The 16,556-nt window shown below is 67.9% G+C and carries 16 protein-coding genes; 11 read left to right on the forward strand and 5 right to left on the reverse strand.

Annotated elements, in window-relative coordinates:
• Window positions 1-96: 96 nt before the first annotated feature.
• The 3 genes from carB to ACFHYO_RS12555 all read right to left on the reverse strand — a co-directional run bounded on the left by carB (window position 97) and on the right by ACFHYO_RS12555 (window position 5,294).
• On the reverse strand, window positions 97-3,432 hold the full coding sequence (gene carB / locus ACFHYO_RS12545) for a carbamoyl-phosphate synthase large subunit (RefSeq protein ID WP_394320803.1): 3,336 nt from the start codon (window positions 3,430-3,432) through the stop codon (window positions 97-99).
• A 425-nt stretch (window positions 3,433-3,857) separates the two neighbouring features.
• Window positions 3,858-4,646, reverse strand: coding sequence for a flagellar hook capping FlgD N-terminal domain-containing protein (locus tag ACFHYO_RS12550; protein ID WP_394320804.1), 789 nt, complete (start codon window positions 4,644-4,646; stop codon window positions 3,858-3,860).
• A gap of 207 nt (window positions 4,647-4,853) precedes the next feature.
• Complete coding sequence (locus ACFHYO_RS12555) at window positions 4,854-5,294, reverse strand: hypothetical protein (RefSeq protein WP_394320820.1); 441 nt, start codon at window positions 5,292-5,294, stop codon at window positions 4,854-4,856.
• Here ACFHYO_RS12555 and ACFHYO_RS12560 point away from each other — a divergent pair.
• From ACFHYO_RS12560 to ACFHYO_RS12590, 7 genes are all read left to right on the forward strand, one after another.
• Window positions 5,217-5,453 (forward strand): hypothetical protein, encoded by a 237-nt coding sequence (locus ACFHYO_RS12560; protein WP_394320822.1) that lies wholly within the window; start codon window positions 5,217-5,219, stop codon window positions 5,451-5,453. The genes ACFHYO_RS12555 and ACFHYO_RS12560 overlap by 78 nt on opposite strands.
• A gap of 1,760 nt (window positions 5,454-7,213) precedes the next feature.
• Window positions 7,214-7,465 carry a hypothetical protein gene (locus tag ACFHYO_RS12565; RefSeq protein ID WP_394320806.1) on the forward strand — a complete coding sequence of 84 codons (252 nt, stop codon included), beginning with the start codon at window positions 7,214-7,216 and terminating at the stop codon, window positions 7,463-7,465.
• On the forward strand, window positions 7,458-7,772 hold the full coding sequence (locus ACFHYO_RS12570; protein ID WP_394320807.1) for a hypothetical protein: 315 nt from the start codon (window positions 7,458-7,460) through the stop codon (window positions 7,770-7,772). Before ACFHYO_RS12565 ends, ACFHYO_RS12570 begins: the two co-directional genes overlap by 8 nt.
• Before the next feature lie 169 nt (window positions 7,773-7,941).
• A complete protein-coding gene (locus ACFHYO_RS12575; protein ID WP_168783411.1) occupies window positions 7,942-9,147 on the forward strand; it encodes a flagellin N-terminal helical domain-containing protein in 1,206 nt (401 codons plus the stop codon).
• Window positions 9,148-9,218: 71 nt separating this feature from the next.
• On the forward strand, window positions 9,219-9,575 hold the full coding sequence (locus ACFHYO_RS12580; RefSeq protein WP_394320821.1) for a flagellar biosynthesis regulator FlaF: 357 nt from the start codon (window positions 9,219-9,221) through the stop codon (window positions 9,573-9,575).
• The gene (gene flbT, locus ACFHYO_RS12585) at window positions 9,572-9,973 is read left to right on the forward strand and encodes a flagellar biosynthesis repressor FlbT (protein ID WP_036704108.1); all 402 of its coding nucleotides are present in this window, start codon (window positions 9,572-9,574) and stop codon (window positions 9,971-9,973) included. Before ACFHYO_RS12580 ends, flbT begins: the two co-directional genes overlap by 4 nt.
• Window positions 9,970-10,743 (forward strand): DUF1217 domain-containing protein, encoded by a 774-nt coding sequence (locus ACFHYO_RS12590; protein ID WP_394320810.1) that lies wholly within the window; start codon window positions 9,970-9,972, stop codon window positions 10,741-10,743. Before flbT ends, ACFHYO_RS12590 begins: the two co-directional genes overlap by 4 nt.
• Before the next feature lie 256 nt (window positions 10,744-10,999).
• Here ACFHYO_RS12590 and ubiB read toward each other — a convergent pair whose 3' ends face one another.
• Both ubiB and ubiE read right to left on the reverse strand, forming a co-directional pair.
• Window positions 11,000-12,529, reverse strand: coding sequence for a 2-polyprenylphenol 6-hydroxylase (gene ubiB, locus ACFHYO_RS12595; RefSeq protein ID WP_394320812.1), 1,530 nt, complete (start codon window positions 12,527-12,529; stop codon window positions 11,000-11,002).
• Window positions 12,530-12,662: 133 nt separating this feature from the next.
• Window positions 12,663-13,475 carry a bifunctional demethylmenaquinone methyltransferase/2-methoxy-6-polyprenyl-1,4-benzoquinol methylase UbiE gene (ubiE, locus tag ACFHYO_RS12600; RefSeq protein ID WP_394320813.1) on the reverse strand — a complete coding sequence of 271 codons (813 nt, stop codon included), beginning with the start codon at window positions 13,473-13,475 and terminating at the stop codon, window positions 12,663-12,665.
• A gap of 78 nt (window positions 13,476-13,553) precedes the next feature.
• Between ubiE and mutM the strand changes: the two genes are divergently transcribed.
• From mutM to ACFHYO_RS12620, 4 genes are all read left to right on the forward strand, one after another.
• Window positions 13,554-14,399 (forward strand): bifunctional DNA-formamidopyrimidine glycosylase/DNA-(apurinic or apyrimidinic site) lyase, encoded by an 846-nt coding sequence (gene mutM, locus ACFHYO_RS12605; protein WP_394320814.1) that lies wholly within the window; start codon window positions 13,554-13,556, stop codon window positions 14,397-14,399.
• Between the two features lie 91 nt (window positions 14,400-14,490).
• The gene (locus ACFHYO_RS12610; RefSeq protein ID WP_394320816.1) at window positions 14,491-15,267 is read left to right on the forward strand and encodes an enoyl-CoA hydratase; all 777 of its coding nucleotides are present in this window, start codon (window positions 14,491-14,493) and stop codon (window positions 15,265-15,267) included.
• A gap of 209 nt (window positions 15,268-15,476) precedes the next feature.
• Window positions 15,477-15,746 carry a 30S ribosomal protein S20 gene (gene rpsT / locus ACFHYO_RS12615; RefSeq protein ID WP_036705905.1) on the forward strand — a complete coding sequence of 90 codons (270 nt, stop codon included), beginning with the start codon at window positions 15,477-15,479 and terminating at the stop codon, window positions 15,744-15,746.
• Between the two features lie 528 nt (window positions 15,747-16,274).
• A partial coding sequence (locus ACFHYO_RS12620; RefSeq protein ID WP_394320818.1) for a DnaA N-terminal domain-containing protein occupies window positions 16,275-16,556 on the forward strand: 282 nt, incomplete at its 3' end.

Consider the following 16,556-nt stretch of genomic DNA (forward strand, 5'->3'; position numbering starts at 1 on the left):
CAACCGCGCCAAATTCAATCGCCGACTCTGGTTTCCGCTGGATGAACATCGGGGGTCACAGCAAAGGTAGTGAGGATATGGGAAGCGTCTTTGCCCTCACCCCTGCAACGTCCTGACCCCCACGTCCCCCTCCTCGCGTGAGCGGATCGCGGCCACGGCGGCGATCGCGCCTGCCGCCGTGGTGAAGTAGGGAATCTTGTCGTACAGCGCCACCGACCGGATGTCGCGCGAATCCGCGATGGCCTGGGTGCCCTCGGTAGTGTTCAGCACCATCGCCACGTCGCCGTTCTTCAGCCGGTCGACGATGTTCGGGCGGCCCTCGTAGACCTTGTTCACGCGCTCGGCCGCGACGCCCTGGGCGGACAGGAAATCCGCCGTGCCAGCGGTCGCCACGAGCGAAAAGCCCATTGCGGCGAGGTCGCGCATCGCGGCCGCCATCTCGGGCGTCTTGTCGGTGTCGCGAACCGAGACGAAGACGCGGCCCCCCTCGGGCAGATGGGTGCCGGCGCCCATCTGCGCCTTGAGGAAGGCGCGCGGGAAGTTGCGGTCCCAGCCCATGACCTCGCCGGTCGAGCGCATCTCGGGGCCGAGCAGCGTGTCGACGCCAGGGAAGCGGGCGAAGGGCAGCACGACCTCCTTGACCGAGAACCACGGCGTGATCGGGTCGGCCAGCGTCAGCGGGTCGGCGTAGGGCAGCGGCGTGTCGGGGCCGACGCCGGCGGGGTAGGGGGCGCGGTGGGGGAAGGCCGACATCGGCTCACCCGCCATGAGCCGGGCGGCGATCGAGGCAATGGCCGAATCGGTGGCCTTGGCGACGAAGGGCACGGTGCGCGAGGCGCGCGGGTTGACCTCGAGCACGTAGATCACGCCGCCCTTGATCGCGAACTGCACGTTCATCAGGCCGACGACGTTGAGCGCGCGGGCCATCGCCTCGGTCTGGCGCTTCAGCTCGGCGATGGTGGCGGCGTCGAGGGTGTGCGGCGGCAGCGAGCAGGCGCTGTCGCCCGAGTGGACGCCGGCTTCCTCGATATGTTCCATGATGCCGCAGACGTGGACCGTTTCGCCGTCCGAGAGGGCGTCGACGTCGACCTCGATCGCGCCCGAGAGGTAGCTGTCGAGCAGCACCGGGTTCTTGCCCGAGACCTGGACCGCGTGGGTGATGTAGCGGTCGAGGTGGTCCATGTCGCGCACGATCTCCATCGCGCGGCCGCCGAGGACGTAGCTCGGGCGGATCACGAGGGGGAAGCCGACGCGGGCGGCGATCTCGCGCGCCTCGTCGGGGGAGTGGGCGATGCCGTTGACGGGCTGCTTGAGGCCGAGGTCGTTCAGCAGGCGCTGGAAGCGCTCGCGGTCCTCGGCGAGGTCGATGGCGTCGGGTGTGGTGCCGAGGATCGGAATGCCCTCGGCCTCGAGCGCGTTGGCGAGCTTGAGGGGGGTCTGGCCGCCGAACTGAACGATGACGCCGTGGAGAGTGCCGTTCTCCTGCTCGACGCGCAGGATCTCGAGCACGTGCTCGAGGGTCAGCGGCTCGAAATAGAGGCGGTCCGAGGTGTCGTAGTCGGTCGAGACGGTCTCGGGGTTGCAGTTGACCATGATCGTCTCATACCCCGCGGCGGTCAGCGCGAAGCAGGCGTGGCAGCAGCAGTAGTCGAACTCGATCCCCTGGCCGATGCGGTTCGGGCCGCCGCCGAGGATGACGACCTTCTTGCGGTCCGAGGGGCGCGCCTCACACTCCACGTCGCCCATCGCGGGGGCTTCGTAGGTGGAGTACATGTAGGGGGTCTGGGCCTCGAACTCGGCGGCGCAGGTGTCGATGCGCTTGAAGACCGGGGTGACGCCGGCGCCGCGGCGGGCGCGGCGGATCTGGGTTTCGTCCTGCCCCGCAAGATGGGCGAGGCGGGCGTCGGTGAAGCCCATCATCTTGAGGCGGCGCAGGCCGTCGGCGTCGGGCAGGCCGTGGTGGCGGACCTCGTGCTCGGCGTCCACGATCTCGCGGATGCGGGCCAGGAACCACGGGTCGAAGCGGGTGACGCGGGCGATCTCGTCGTCGGTGAGGTCGGCGCGCATCGCCTCGGCGATGACGCGGATGCGGTCGGGAGTGGCCTGGCTCAGGGCGCGGATAAAGGCGGGCTTGCCCTCTTCGGTGGCGCCGGGGATCGCGATCTCGTCGAGGCCGGTCAGCCCGTTCTCCATCGAGGCGAGCGCCTTTTGCAGCGATTCGTGGAAGGTGCGGCCGATGGCCATCACCTCGCCCACCGACTTCATCGCGGTGGTCAGCTCGGGCTTCGAGCCGGGAAACTTCTCGAAGGCGAAGCGGGGGATCTTGGTGACGACGTAGTCGATGGACGGCTCGAAACTGGCCGGCGTCACGCGGGTGATGTCGTTGTCGAGCTCGTCGAGCGTGTAGCCGACGGCGAGCTTGGCGGCGATCTTGGCGATCGAGAAGCCGGTGGCCTTGGAGGCGAGCGCCGACGAGCGGCTGACCCGCGGGTTCATCTCGATCACCACCATGCGGCCGTCGGCGGGGTTCACCGCCCACTGGACGTTCGAGCCGCCGGTCTCGACCCCGATCTCGCGCAGCACCGCGATCGAGCCGTTCCGCATCCGCTGATACTCGCGGTCGGTCAGGGTCAGCGCCGGGGCGACGGTGATCGAATCGCCGGTATGGACGCCCATCGGGTCGACGTTTTCGATCGAGCAGACGATGATGGCGTTGTCGGCGCGGTCGCGCACGACCTCGAACTCGTATTCCTTCCAGCCGAGCAGGCTTTCGTCGACGAGCACCTGCGCGACGGGGCTCGCGTCGAGGCCCGAGCGGACGATCGCCTCATAGTCGTCGCGGTTGTAGGCGACGCCGCCGCCGGTGCCGCCGAGCGTGAAGGCGGGGCGGATGATCGCCGGCAGGCCGATCTCGTCCAGCGCCGTCATCGCCTCGGCTACGCCGGCGGCGATGTCGTATTTCCCGTCCGGCCGCTTGGGCGCGCTGACGATGGTGGCGCGGGGGTTTTCCAGCCCGATCCGGTCCATCGCCTCGCGGAAGAGCTTGCGGTCCTCGGCCATCTCGATGGCGGCCCGCTGGGCGCCGATCAGCTCGACATCATACTTGTGCAGCACCCCCGCATCGGCCAGCGCCAACGCCGTGTTAAGCGCGGTCTGCCCGCCCATCGTGGGCAGCAGCGCGTCCGGCCGCTCGGCGGCGATAATCTTTTCGACGATCTCGGGGGTGATCGGCTCGATGTAGGTCGCGTCGGCCATCTCGGGGTCGGTCATGATGGTGGCCGGGTTCGAGTTGACGAGGATGACGCGGTAGCCCTCTTCGCGCAGCGCCTTGCAGGCCTGGGCGCCGGAGTAGTCGAACTCGCAGGCCTGGCCGATGACGATGGGCCCTGCGCCGATGATCAGGATCGAGGAGATGTCTGTACGTTTCGGCATGGCGGCCCCTCGGATCGTCGGTGTGCAAATCGTCCGGGGTTATAGTCGGCGCGGGTTCGGGCGCAAGGGTGGGGTGGCAGAGAAGGTTCGCGGGCCGGGCGGCAAGCGGGCTCTTGACCACGCGACGTGCAGGCAATGTCACCAGACCCGCTGGCGGGCCGGGGGCAACGATAATTTCTCGCTCGACGCGAGGTCGATGGATCTGCGCCAACGAATGGGTTGCCAAACTTGCTGGAGAGTCCGCGAGTGTTGGCACGGTCCAGCGGCCGCTTCGTCTCACAGGCTTGCATTCCCCTTGCAGTCAGATGCGAAGAACCCAGCAGTAGAGTAGACGACCGTCGCCGCGCGGTTCCGCCGGAGAGAGGGGTGCGAACCCTGCCGCCACTGGAGTCTTCGCCGGGCAGCTCACATCCGAAGGGCCATCGTTAAACCGGGTCACGCAACGCCGTCACCTCGCTTTCGAGGGCACTCGCCCCGCCGGGAAGGGTCAACCGCAGGCCCTGCGAGGTCAGCTCGGCGCCCGTGACGCGGGCGTATGCGCCTGCGGGTAGCGTCTTGAGGACGGTTTGTCCGTCAAGGCTCACGAGCTTGAAGCTGTAGCGTCCGGGTGGAAGGGCCTGTCCGTCCGCGGAGCGACCGTCCCAAGCGATTTCTCCGGCTTGCGGCGCCAGAGTCTGACGCGAAGCCTCGCGGCCGTAGCTGTCGAGCGCCACAAGTTGCACCGATTTTGCGCCCTCCGCCGGCTGAATTTCAAGTCGGATCGGCGCGCCGCCGTGCCAGACGGGTGCGGTCGTGCGCACCTCCTTGCCGATCCAGCCTGCGACGCTGCCCAGCCCCTCTGCCCGCGCAGCTGTCATCTGCTCGAGCAACTGGTTGGTGCGCGTCTGCTGCTCGACTCCAGAAAAGGTCGCCAGCTGGACGGCGAAATCCGACCCCTCCAACGGACGGAGGGGGTCCTGATTGGTGATCTGTGTCGTGAGCATTTTGAGGAAGGTCTGGAAATCTCCACCGGCAAATCCCGTCGCTGCGGGAGCTTCCGAGGAGGGGAGTGCATCGTTGGAGGCTGGGGCCGAGGTCGCTGCGCGGAGACCCGGGGCGGAGAGCGGACTCATGTTTTCTCCTGACGGTGAAAGGACGATCGGAATCGGATGAGAGGTGGCGGGGCGAGCGAAGTTGAACTCTGACCGGAGTGTTTCCTGATTTAGCGCGTCCATGCAGTGCCTTAGTGGGGACGGAGGTGATTGAAGACGGCGGCCTGGTACTTTGGAATGATCGGCTTTCTGGACATCGGCGACGGGTCGATCGTTGGAACATGGGAGGGGTAGCTGGGGTCCTGCCGTTGACGCTATTTTTGTGGCCTAGCAAGGCGGCGCCGCTATCGCACGGCGCGCAAGGCAGGTTTGATAGATTGCCCAGGCGGGTCATAGTCGGAGATCGACTCGGCGATTTATAGCGCGAGGGCCCGCGACTTTGGGCTGACCGTCAGGCAGCGGCTCGCCGCCCTCACCGTGATTCGCAGCCTGCGGCCCGCACGGGGCCGGAGTGTATTCGATTTCGCCGTGCTGTTCCCTCCCCTGGCCGTGGCCTGGGAACTGCCCCTGTGAGTGTCCATGGCCTTGCCCCTGACCGTGATTGTTCTGGCCGAATCCGTGCCGCTCGTCGGCGATACGCCCCGAAAGTGCGGGGAACCGGTCGTCCAGCGGTCGATCCGTGGCGGATCTCAGGAAATCGAGCCGGGCGTCCGGCATGCCGTTTTCGCGTAGGTCTCGCAAAAGCTGCTCGCTGTGGCGGTGGATAAGGTCGCGCGTTTCGGGCCTTTCAGCCACGATGCCGAGACCACCCTGATCATCGGTCCCCAGCATTACGGTAACGCGACCAAGCTCGACGGGGTCGAGGAGGATCTCGATGCGACCTTCGCGGGTCCGCACGATGGCATCCGTGAGCTGGCGATGCGGCGCAATGTCCGGCCCGAGGCGTGGGACGAACGTGTCCTCGCCGAGATACGCAGGGGAGGAGGCTGAACTCATGTGAGCAAGTGGGGACTGACTGGCAAACGTGCCGCTGTTGGCGAGGAGAGGGACGCCGCGATCAGGGGCATCCTGCTCGGGCAGAGCCGGAGCGACGGACGCGAAGAGCTCACGCAACGGCCGGTGCGTCGGTGTCTGCAGCTCAATGGATAGTTTGGCTGTTGCGAAAGGCGCAGTCGTTGGACCAGAGACGGTCGGTTTCTGGAAAGCGTGGCGGGGAAGGTCGTTTGACCGTTCCGGCCGCGCCGCGCGGCTGGAACGGCTCATGGGGAGAGATGCCGCACCGGATGCTTGTGCCGAGGTGCACGCCAGCTGGGCATGAAGCATCTGCCTGGCGGTATGCGCGAGAAGCCCACCGGCAACAGCGGGGAGGCCGGCCGGCATCTGTTCCTCGTCGGTCTTGTGAGCACCAGTTGCGTGCGCGGATACGGCCTCAGTCTTGAGCCCGACGGCAGAGGTAGCGGCCGGGTCTGTCTGCATCGCACGAGGGGTTGGCGGTGGCACAGTGGCTCCGGCAGCCGGAGATCGGGTGGACATATCGAGTTCACCACTCAAGGTGGGAGAAGCGATCGTGGGTTCAGACCAAATGTCACCAGCACTCGGACGCCTCTCGCCACTCGGCAGTTGAGCGTAACCAGAAGGTGCTATCCGATCGGCGGCTCCGAATTGAGGCTCAGCGGCAGAGACGTGCGTCGTGAGCCCCGGAGAAGCCGTCGCGGCCTCACTCTCAAACGTTTCATAGACGTTTCCCGAACGAATAGTGCGCGTACCGGTCGTGCTGCCAACTGCCCATGCCTGAACGACATCGACACGACCTGCACGTTCGACCGTCGCCGGTTCCGATGCAGGGATCAATAAGTTCGGCGCTGCACCTACCTGTACGAGGGAAGCAGTCCAGAACGTTGCCCCTTCGACGGCATTCTCGTTCATCTGGGGGGGGTGTCTTTGCGACTGCGGCTTAGACGGTCCCGTTGTAAGAAGTCCGATCGTCCTCGCACTCTCCAGGCATTCAAGGGCGACGGAGCTTGCCGGCGCCACAGCTTCCCGCTTGGTGAAAAGGCGCAGGGGTAACGCGCCTGCAAACTGAGGGACCCAGACGCTTTCCTCCCCCGTCGCTGCTGGAAAAATGGGTTGGTGCTCAGCTATCGGTCGCGGGGCAACTCCAACCCAAGCGGTATCTGTCGGTCCGAGGGGAGCCGCCCCAACGTTTGCTAAATCTGAGACAAGATTATCTGTCAGTCGCGCGATCGCCGATGTTGCAGGAACGCTGGTGGGCAGCACTAGCTGCCTGACTGACTCCGGGCCCAGTGCCTCGGAAAGCGTACTCGCCTGACCTGCGAGTTCTGTGGCATCCGACAGGCCCTGCAGCACCGGCAGACCGTTGGGTGATACAGGCAGCGTCTCAGTCGAATCGACGCGCACTGCTAGCTCATCCGCCGTGTCAAGTTCGTTAGTTGCACGCCGTTTGAGGGTAGTGTCTAGTCTGCATGGCTCGGGGCGAGCCGAAGCGGAAGGCGCCTCCGCGCGCGCCTCCAGCAGATCAACCGTCGCGCCGAACAACGCAGAGTCGGGCATGGTCGGCCGTTCAGTGCAGCGCGCGGCTGCGCGACTGACGTTGAGAGCAGCGACGTTCGGAAGCGTGGTCATTCTGGATCCGCGACAAGCAATGACCGTGTCGATAGCAGTCGCAGGTTACTAATTATTTACCGCCATACCGTAAACGCCTCTAATTCGCGATAGAACTGGAGCTGAAGGTGAAAATCGACGTCCATCCGCCCGCTCGACCGCTGGCACCCCGCGTTTCACAAGCGAGTGCGAATCAGCTGGAGGCGACGTTTCTCGCAGAAATGCTCAAGATTGCCATGCCTGATCCCGGCTCGGGAGGGTTCGGTGGCGGAATCGGGGAAACTCAGTTCGGGTCGTTTCTGACCGAACAGCGCGCAACTGAGATGGCCGCGCGGATTGACTTGGGGCTGACAAGGCGGCGGGGGTACGACCATGCGTGACCGGTCCGCCTATCTGGAATCGGCCTGCGGAGCTCTCATCCTTGGGCATCTCGAAGAAACTGAGGAATTCCTGAGGCGTTTCCGCACCTCGTTGGCACAGTGTCCGCTCTCTCCGGACGAGCAGGTTGCGTGCCTCTCCCTCTTCGAACGCCTCCGCGGGCTGGCGCTCGCGGCCGGAACCGGCATCGACGCGGCGCGAAGCTGGCTAGCCGATCTCTCCGCGTCCACTGGTGGACTCGACGTATATGACAGATCGGGACGCCAGCGCGTTTCGACCGGGCTCGCTGACACGCCGCGCCGCTATTGAATAAAATGCGGACAAGTCTGCTTTTGGCGTCTTTCACAGAATTCACTATTCCTTAGGTGTTGCCGGGTATGCCGGTAACTGCATCGAACGATGCCGGAAATTCCGCAGGTCAGAATGGCCGAGATATCTTGAACCAGGGCGGCAACCGCCCGAATTGCAGGAGGACACAATGTCCAGCATTCTGACCAACAATGGCGCAATGGTCGCGCTGCAGACCCTCAAGGGCATCAACTCGGCCATGGCGAAGACCCAGGACGAGATCTCGACCGGCAAGTCGGTCGCGACGGCCAAGGACAACGCGGCCGTCTGGGCGATCTCGCAGGTGATGGAGGCCGATGTCAGCGGCTTCAAGGCCATCTCGTCGAGCCTGTCGATGGGGGGCGCCGCCGTCGGCACCGCCCGCGAGGGCGCCGAGCAGGTCACCGCCCTGCTCAAGAAGATGCGCGACACGATCATCACCGCGCAGACCTCGGCCGATCGCGGCAAGCTGCAGGACGACGTCACCAACTTGAAGAAGCAGATCGACGGCGTGGTGAAATCGTCGCAGGTCAACGGCATGAACCTGCTCGATGGGTCGACCGCCACGGTCGATTTCCTGTCGGCGATCGACCGCTCGGCCAGTGGGTCGACCTCGTCCAGCATCACCGTCGCGGGGTCGAACCTCTCGACCGGCGGCTATGTCAGCAAGGCAGCGCTGGCGGGGTCCGAAGGGGCATCGGGCGCTGGCGATACCGCGGCGTTCTTCCTCAATGCGGGCGACACCGCGGGCAAGGCCATCACGATCGACGGTGCCGCGACGCTCGCGGCCGGTGACCGGATCTCGGTGACGATCGGTGACAAGGTCGCCAGCTATACGCTGACGACCGAGGATGCCGCCGCCTCCTCGCCCGCCGACATCGTCGCTGTCGGTCTGAAGTCGGCGATCGAGAAACTGGGGATCGCCGGGGTCGGCGTGGATTACGACCAGGCCGCCCCTGGTGAGCTGAACATCACCAACACGGGCACCACTGACCTGCGGGTGACGGCACAGTTCTCCAACGCAGGGGCCGGTGCCCTCGGTGGACTGGCGACCCTGTCGGTGAGCACCGAGGTCAACGCCCGGGCGGCGCTCGGCGCGATTGACGCGATGATCTCGACCGCGGCGACGTCCGCGGCCTCCTTTGGCTCGGTGGGCCGCAGGATCGAGATGCAGACCGAGTTCCTGTCGAAGCTCGGGGACTCGCTGAAGACCGGCATCGGTGCGCTGGTTGATGCCGACATGGAAGAAACCTCTGCCCGCCTGCAGGCGCTGCAGACCCAGCAGCAGCTGGGCATCCAGTCGCTGTCGATCGCCAACAAGGCGCCGCAGAACATCCTCGCGCTGTTCCGCGGCTGATGACAGCGGCCGGGGCGGCATAGTCGCCCCGGCCTTCCCCCACGCAGCTTGAAGGGAGCGCCCCCTTGACCATGCAAGCCCCAGGCAACTTTGCCCGCAGCGCCGGTTTCAACACCGTACGCTCGCACCGAGACGTGGAATACGACGCCTTTTCAAGAGTGACGCGCGATCTTCAGCGCGCCAGCCGGGGCGAGATGTCGCTCGCCCGCGCCGCCGCCGTGAATGCCGACCTGTGGTCGACCCTCGCCGCGGATCTGGCGGACGACGGCAACGATCTGCCCGATGACCTGAAGGCGCGGCTCCTGTCACTCGCCATCTTTTCCATCCGCCAGTCGCACCGGGCCATCGCCGGTCATGCCGAACCCGCCGCTCTGATCGACGTCAACCTGGCGATCATGAAGGGCCTGCGCGGGGAGGTTGCGGCATGAGCGGCCTCATCCTCAAGCTCGCTCCGGGTGAGCGGGTCCTGATCAACGGCGCTGTGATCGAGAACGGTGATCGGCGGGCACGGATCGCGATCCGTACCCCCAACGCCAACATCCTGCGCCTGAAGGAGGCGATTCACCCCGACGACGTTGCGACCCCGGTGGCCAGGGTCTGCTTTGCCGCCCAGATGATCCTGTCGGGGGACGCTGACCCCGAACCTGGCCGGCGCGACCTGATGCGGGGGATCGAGCAGCTCTCGCAGGTCTTCGATGACCGTGACAGCCGGGCCGCGCTCGACGGTGCGACGGCGGATGTGGCCGCCGGGAACGTCTACCAGGCCCTGCGCCGACTGCGTGGTCTTCTCGGCCGAGAGGCGCGACTGTTCGCGCAGCTTTCATGAGCTATCAGCCGGTCGTCGGTGCAGGCGGTTACGCGGGGTGGAAGATCCTGTCCCGGACCGCAACGCTCCAGCGCGGGATCATCGCCCGCGACCCGGCGATCGCACGCGACAACGAGCATTTCCGCACCCGGATGGCGAGCGTGACGTCCGCGGAGCAGCTCGTCAGCGACAGTCGGCTGTTGCGCACCGCGCTGAGCGCCTACGGCCTCGAGGCGGACGCGAGCAAGCGGTTTTTCATCCGCAAGGTGCTCGAATCGGATCTGTCCGACCCGCGGAGCTTGGCGAACCGGCTCGGCGACAAGCGATATCGGACGATGGCAGAGGCCTTTGGCTTTGGCGCTGGCGGCAAGCGGGCGACCGGGCTGGTTGCGACGGTCACTGAGCGCCACGTTGCCGCCGAGTTGGAGCGGCGGGTCGGCACCGCGGACGGCAATCTGCGGCTAGCGATGAATGCTCAGCGGGAGCTGCCGGTGCTTGCGGCGTCTGGTGCGACGGACCGCGGGAAGTGGTTCAGCATCCTGGGCTCGATGCCGCTGCGCAAGGTGTTTGAGGGCGCGCTGGGACTTGGCAAGGAATTTGGCAAGCTGCCGATCGACCGGCAGGCGGACGAACTCGCCGAGCGAACCCAGAGGGTAACCGGCAGTTCGTCGGTCAGCGCGTTCGGAGATTCGGCCACTGTGGAGAAACTGCTGACGCGATTCCTGGTCCGCGCGGGTGCTGCGACCGGAACCCAGTCGTCATATAACGCAGCGCTGGCGTTGCTTGGGTGAGGTCGCGGGCGGTTTCACGGAGGCTTGGGCGTACGCAGCTCTAGTGGAAGACGGCGGAACAGACGCGGGCGGAGCCGCGCACTGCGCCGGTGAGAGAGCAGGCGCGATGACAGAGAAACGCGATCGGCGAGCTGCCGTCGGGCAACGCTCGCCAGTTCATGTCTGAGGTTAGCTGTCGTCGTCTGTGGGGGCTCGCCATCCGTTGACCCCCGACCAGCCGGGCCGGCCGAAGAAATCCCCCGCGCCAGCCCCGGCGCTACCCCAGCGCCAACCCGACCAGCACACCCACTCCAAGCAACGCGACGGCCCAGACTGCCTCGCCCGAACGGGAGCGCTCGACGACCACCGCGGGGGGCTCGGGGCGGGACAGGCGGTCGATCTGGCGGTCCACGAGTTCCGGCAGCAGCGGGCCGTGCCGCCCGAGCGCCTGCAGCGCCCGCAGCCCGTCACGGGCCGCCGCGCGGGGGCCGAGGTTGTCGCGGATGTAGCGCTCGACCACCGGGCGGGCCGCCGCCCACATGTTGATCTGCGGATCGAGGCTTCGAGCGACGCCCTCGACCACCACCATCGTGCGCTGAAGCAGGATCAGCTCGGTACGCGTCGCCATCCCGAAGCGCTCGGTCACCTCGAAAAGATAGGCCAGCAGGTTCGCCATCGAGATGCGCGAGGCGTCCGCGCCGAAGATCGGCTCGCCGACCGAGCGCAGCGCGCGCGCGAACTGGGCCATGTCGCGGTCGGGGGGGACGTAGCCGGCCTCGAAATGCACCCGCGCGACGCGGTGATAGTCGCGCTGGATGAAGCCGTAGATGATCTCAGCATAGACCCGGCGGGTGTATTCGTCGATCTCGCCCATGATGCCGAAATCGAAGGCCACGATGTCGCCGTTCGGCGCGACCCGCAGGTTCCCCTGATGCATGTCGGCGTGAAAGAACCCGTCGCGCAGCGCGTGGTTCAGGAACAGCTGGATCAGCCGTTCGGCCAGGGCATGGCGGTCGTGGCCGGCGGCGGCGATGGCGTCGACCTCGGCCATCGGGATGCCGTCGGCCCAGTCGCTGGTCATCACCCGCCGCGCGCTCAGCGGCCAGTGCGGCAGCGGCACCGACAGCCCCGCGTCGCCGCGGGTGTTCTCGGCGAACTCCGAGGCCGAAGCGGCCTCAAGCCGCAGGTCCAGCTCGCCCAGCACGACGGACTCGAAATGCGCCACCACGTCGCGGGGCCTGAGCCGGCGGCTGCCGGGCGACAGCCGCTCGATCATCCCCGCGGCCAGGTGGAAGGCGTCGATGTCGCGGCGGAAGGCCGCCTCGATCCCCGGGCGCAGCACCTTGACCGCGACCCGCGCCCCGTCGTCGGCGCGCCGCGCCTCATGGACCTGGGCGATCGAGGCCGCCGCGACCGGCTCGGAAAATGCCGAAAACAGCGTCTCGACCGGCGCGCCCAGCTCGGACTGGACCAGCGCGCGGGCCTCGGCGGTCGGGAAGGGCGGCAGCCGGTCCTGCAGCATCCTGAGCTGCTCGGCCATGCCGGTCCCGACCACGTCGGGGCGGGTCGAGAGGATCTGGCCAAACTTGATGTAGGCCGGCCCCAGCGCCGTGATCGCGCGGGTCACCGGGGGCAGGGCGGGGTCGCCCGCATAGCCGAGCCAGGCGAAGGGCCAGCCCATGATCCGCGCGGCAGCCCGCACGCGCGGCGGCGCGCTGAGCGCGTCGAGCGCCGCGCCCATCGCGCCGGTGCGCTGGAAGGTGGCGCCGGTGCGGATCAGCCGCCAGATGTTGTGGGGCCCGCGCATCAGCCGCGGCCCCGCGCTCGCAGGCCCCGTGCCCCGCAACCGCCTCGGGCTGGACGCAAATATCCTCCGGGGGTGCGGGGGTGGAAAACCCCCGCTCGGCCGCGGTCCGGGGCGCCCCCGGCCGGCACCGCGCTCACAGCTTCCACCCGGAATGCAGCGCCGCGATCCCCATCGAGAGGTTGCGATAGGCGACCTGCCCGAAGCCTGCGTCGCGGATCATCTGGGCAAAGCGCTCCTGATCCGGGAAGCGGCGGATCGACTCGACGAGATATTGGTAGGAATCGCGGTCGCTCGCCACCAGCTTCCCCAGCGGCGGGATCACGTTGAAGGAATAGCGGTCATAGGCCCATTGCAGCGCCGGCACCGGCAGCTGGCTGAACTCGAGCACCATCAGCCGCCCTCCAGGACGCAGCACCCGGTAGGCCTCGGCCATCGCCGCCTCGATCCGGGTGACGTTGCGGATGCCGAAGCTGATCGTGTAGCGGTCGAAGCTCGCATCCGCGAAGGGCAGCGCCATCGCGTCGCCCGTGACCCAGGCCAGCCGGTCGGCGAGGCGGCCCGCCTCGGCGCGCTTCCTCCCCTCGACCAGCATCGATTCGGTCATGTCGCAGACGGTTACCCGTGCCCCCGGCGCGCGGTCGAGAAAGCGGAACGCGATGTCGCCGGTCCCGCCCGCCACGTCCAGCAGCGCCTGCCCGTCGCGGGGCGCGAGCCAGTCCATCATCGCCTGCTTCCACAGCCGGTGGACGCCGACGCTCATCAGGTCGTTCATCACGTCGTATTTCGAGGCGACGCGCGAGAACACCCCGTGGACGAGCCCCGCCTTGTCGCCCTCGGGGACGTCGCGGAAGCCGAAATGGGTCCGCCGCGCGCGCGCGTCGTCCGCCCCGTCGCCGGAGGAAGGCGTCGCGGGCGCGGCGGATTGTGTCGGGCGGTCGTCGGTCATAGCTCTCGGTCCATGCGGCGGGGCGCGAAGGGCGCGGCCCTGCGGGTCGGGCGGCACCATGCAGCGGATGGGGGGGAAATGCCAGAACTGCCAGAGGTGGAAACCGTCCGGCGCGGCCTCGCGCCGCATCTGACCGGCCAGCGGATCGCCCGCGTGGACCAGCGCCGCCCCGACCTGCGTTGGAAGATGCCCGAGGATCTGGTGCAGGTGCTGACCGGGGCGCGGGTGACCGATCTGCGCCGGCGCTCGAAATACCTGCTGGCCGATCTCGACCGGGGACCGAGCCTGCTCGTTCACCTCGGGATGTCCGGGCGGGTGCGAGTCGAGGGGGCGGCGCTCGGCAGCTTTCACCACGACCCGGCGATCCTGCCGCAGCACGACCACCTGGTCCTGACGACCGAGGCCGGGGTGACCGTCACGCTCAACGACGCCCGGCGGTTCGGCGCGGTGGACCTCGTGCGGCCGGGCGAGACGCACCCGCTGCTGGCCAGCCTTGGCCCCGAGCCGCTGTCCGATGACTTCACCCCCGCGGTGCTGGCGGCGGCGTTCCGCGGCCGGCGGATGCCGGTCAAGGCGGCGCTGCTCGACCAGCGGATCGTCGCGGGCCTGGGCAACATCTATGTCTGCGAGGCGCTGTTCCGGGCCGGCATCCACCCGCTCAGGGCTGCGGGCCGGATCGGCCCGGCGCGGCTTGCGGCGCTGCACGCGGCCATCCGCGCGGTACTGGTCGAGGCGATCGCCGCCGGGGGGTCGAGCCTGCGCGACCACCGGCAGGCGTCGGGCGAGCTGGGGTATTTCCAGCACAGCTTCCGCGTCTATGACCGCGAGGGGCAGCCGTGCGCGCGGCCGGGCTGCGCGGGCACGGTGCGGCGGATCGTCCAGTCCGGGCGCTCGACCTGGTACTGCCCCACCTGCCAGCACTGACCCCCGCCATCGCCGCGCCCCGCGCCGCCCACTTCCCCCCTTGCCCGGGCTTTGCTAGCACCGGCTCAAGCACAGCAAGGGGGGAACCCGCATGGCCTACCAGACCATCCTCGTCGAGATCGCCGACCGTGTCGCGCTGGTCCGACTGAACCGTCCCGAGGCGCTCAACGCGCTCAACGCCCAGCTCATCGGCGAGCTGGCGGCGGCGCTGACGGCCGCGGACGCCGATCCGGCCGTGCGCTGCATCGTGCTGACCGGCAGCGAAAAGGCCTTTGCCGCCGGCGCCGACATCAAGGAAATGGCGGAAAAGTCCTATGTGGACGTGCTGATGGGCGACCTCTTCGGGGGCGAGATCGACCAGATCAACCGCGTCCGCAAGCCGATCATCGCCGCCGTCTCGGGCTATGCGCTGGGCGGGGGATGCGAGCTCGCCATGATGTGCGACTTCATCATCGCCTCCGAGACCGCCAAGTTCGGCCAGCCCGAGATCAACCTCGGCGTGATCGCCGGGATCGGCGGCACCCAGCGCCTGACCCGCTTCGTCGGCAAGTCGAAGGCGATGGACATGAACCTGACCGGCCGCTTCATGGACGCGGCCGAGGCCGAGCGCTCGGGGCTGGTCAGCCGCGTGGTGCCCGCCGACAAGCTGATGGACGAGGCGATGGGCGCGGCGCGCAAGATCGCCGCCAAGTCCGCCATCGCCACCCAGGTCGCCAAGGAGACGGTGAACCGCGCCTTCGAGACGACCCTGCGCGAGGGGCTTCTGTTCGAGCGCCGGGCCTTCCACGCGCTCTTCGCCACCGAGGACCAGGCCGAGGGGATGAGCGCCTTCGCCGAAAAGCGCGAGGCGCAGTTCCGCGACCGCTGAGGCGGGGCCCGGGCAGGGGGCCGTACAGGGCAGGGGGCGATTCGGGCTTCCCTTGGCGGGGCGTCTCGTCTATAGGGCCCCCTGACATGCGCGTGGGCCCGCTTAAGGCATGAACCATGACCGCCTGTCCCTTCGGGGACCGGGCGGCAGTTCGGGGTTTGCGCGATGACGACGAGATTTGACCGCAACTGACCCGAAAGCTGATCCTCATGGCCAACACGCCCCAGTCCAAGAAACGCGCCCGCCAGACCGAACGCCGCACCGCCGTGAACAAGGCGCGCCGCTCGCGCATCCGCACCTTCATCCGCAAGGTCGAGGAAGCGATCGCCGGCGGCGACGCGAAGGTCGCGGCCGAGGCGCTGACCGCGGCCCAGCCCGAGCTGATGCGCGGCGTGACGAAGGGCGTGATCCACAAGAACACCGCCTCGCGCAAGATCTCGCGCCTGGCGTCGCGGGTGAAAGCCCTGTCGCAGGCCTGAGCCGGCGCCGCCGCGGCGCCCCTTGGGCCGCCCGGCATCGCCCGCCACACAGGGGCGCGGACCGCATCCGGCGGCCGCGCCCTTTCGCATCCGCAGCATCGCCCGTTCGGGCAAGCTGCTGTATTTTATGTGTATTATGCCTACTGCGGCATAGTGGCAGATTCGCCCCACAAAGGTGCTGTCAAGTTCATAGTTCGGTTGCGGGGCCGTCGCGCTTGGCGCTAGCGTCTCGGAAGCGATTCACGTCGTGACAGGGAAGAACCGTCCGGGAGAGGCCAGCTGCCGCCGCCCCGCCCGGACGCAGCGCGCGGCCCGAAGCCTGCCCAACGCAGGGTTTCGCGGCGCCGCGGCTGTCCGCGCCGGCTGCCACCGGCCGCGGACGACCCGGGACAGATCGGTCGGGGCCCCCGGGCCTCTGTCGCCGCTTGATTGCGGCGGACGTCCGATCTGTTGCCGTTTCCTGTCATGGCGCTGTTGCACTGGCCCGCCGGCGTTCCCGGCGGGGATGGGGACACGAGGGACGGACGAATGGACAAGCTGTGGGCGGGGGCGCGGCCCGAACTCGAGGCGCAGGTCGGGGCCAACAACTACATGACCTGGCTGGCGCCGCTGAGCCTGCGGGCCATCGATTCCGGCGCGGCCGACATCGTCTGCCCGACCCGGTTCCTGTCGGACTGGGTATCGCGCCATTATGCCCGCCCGATCGTCGAGGCGCTGGTCCGGCAGGGTGCCCCGGTCGAGCGCGTGACCTTCACCGTCGCCGCCGTCCCCGCCCCGGCGCGCCGCGCCGCCCCGGCCGCCAGCGCCGCG

This window comes from Paracoccus panacisoli (assembly GCF_042435015.1).
Taxonomy (GTDB): domain Bacteria; phylum Pseudomonadota; class Alphaproteobacteria; order Rhodobacterales; family Rhodobacteraceae; genus Paracoccus; species Paracoccus panacisoli.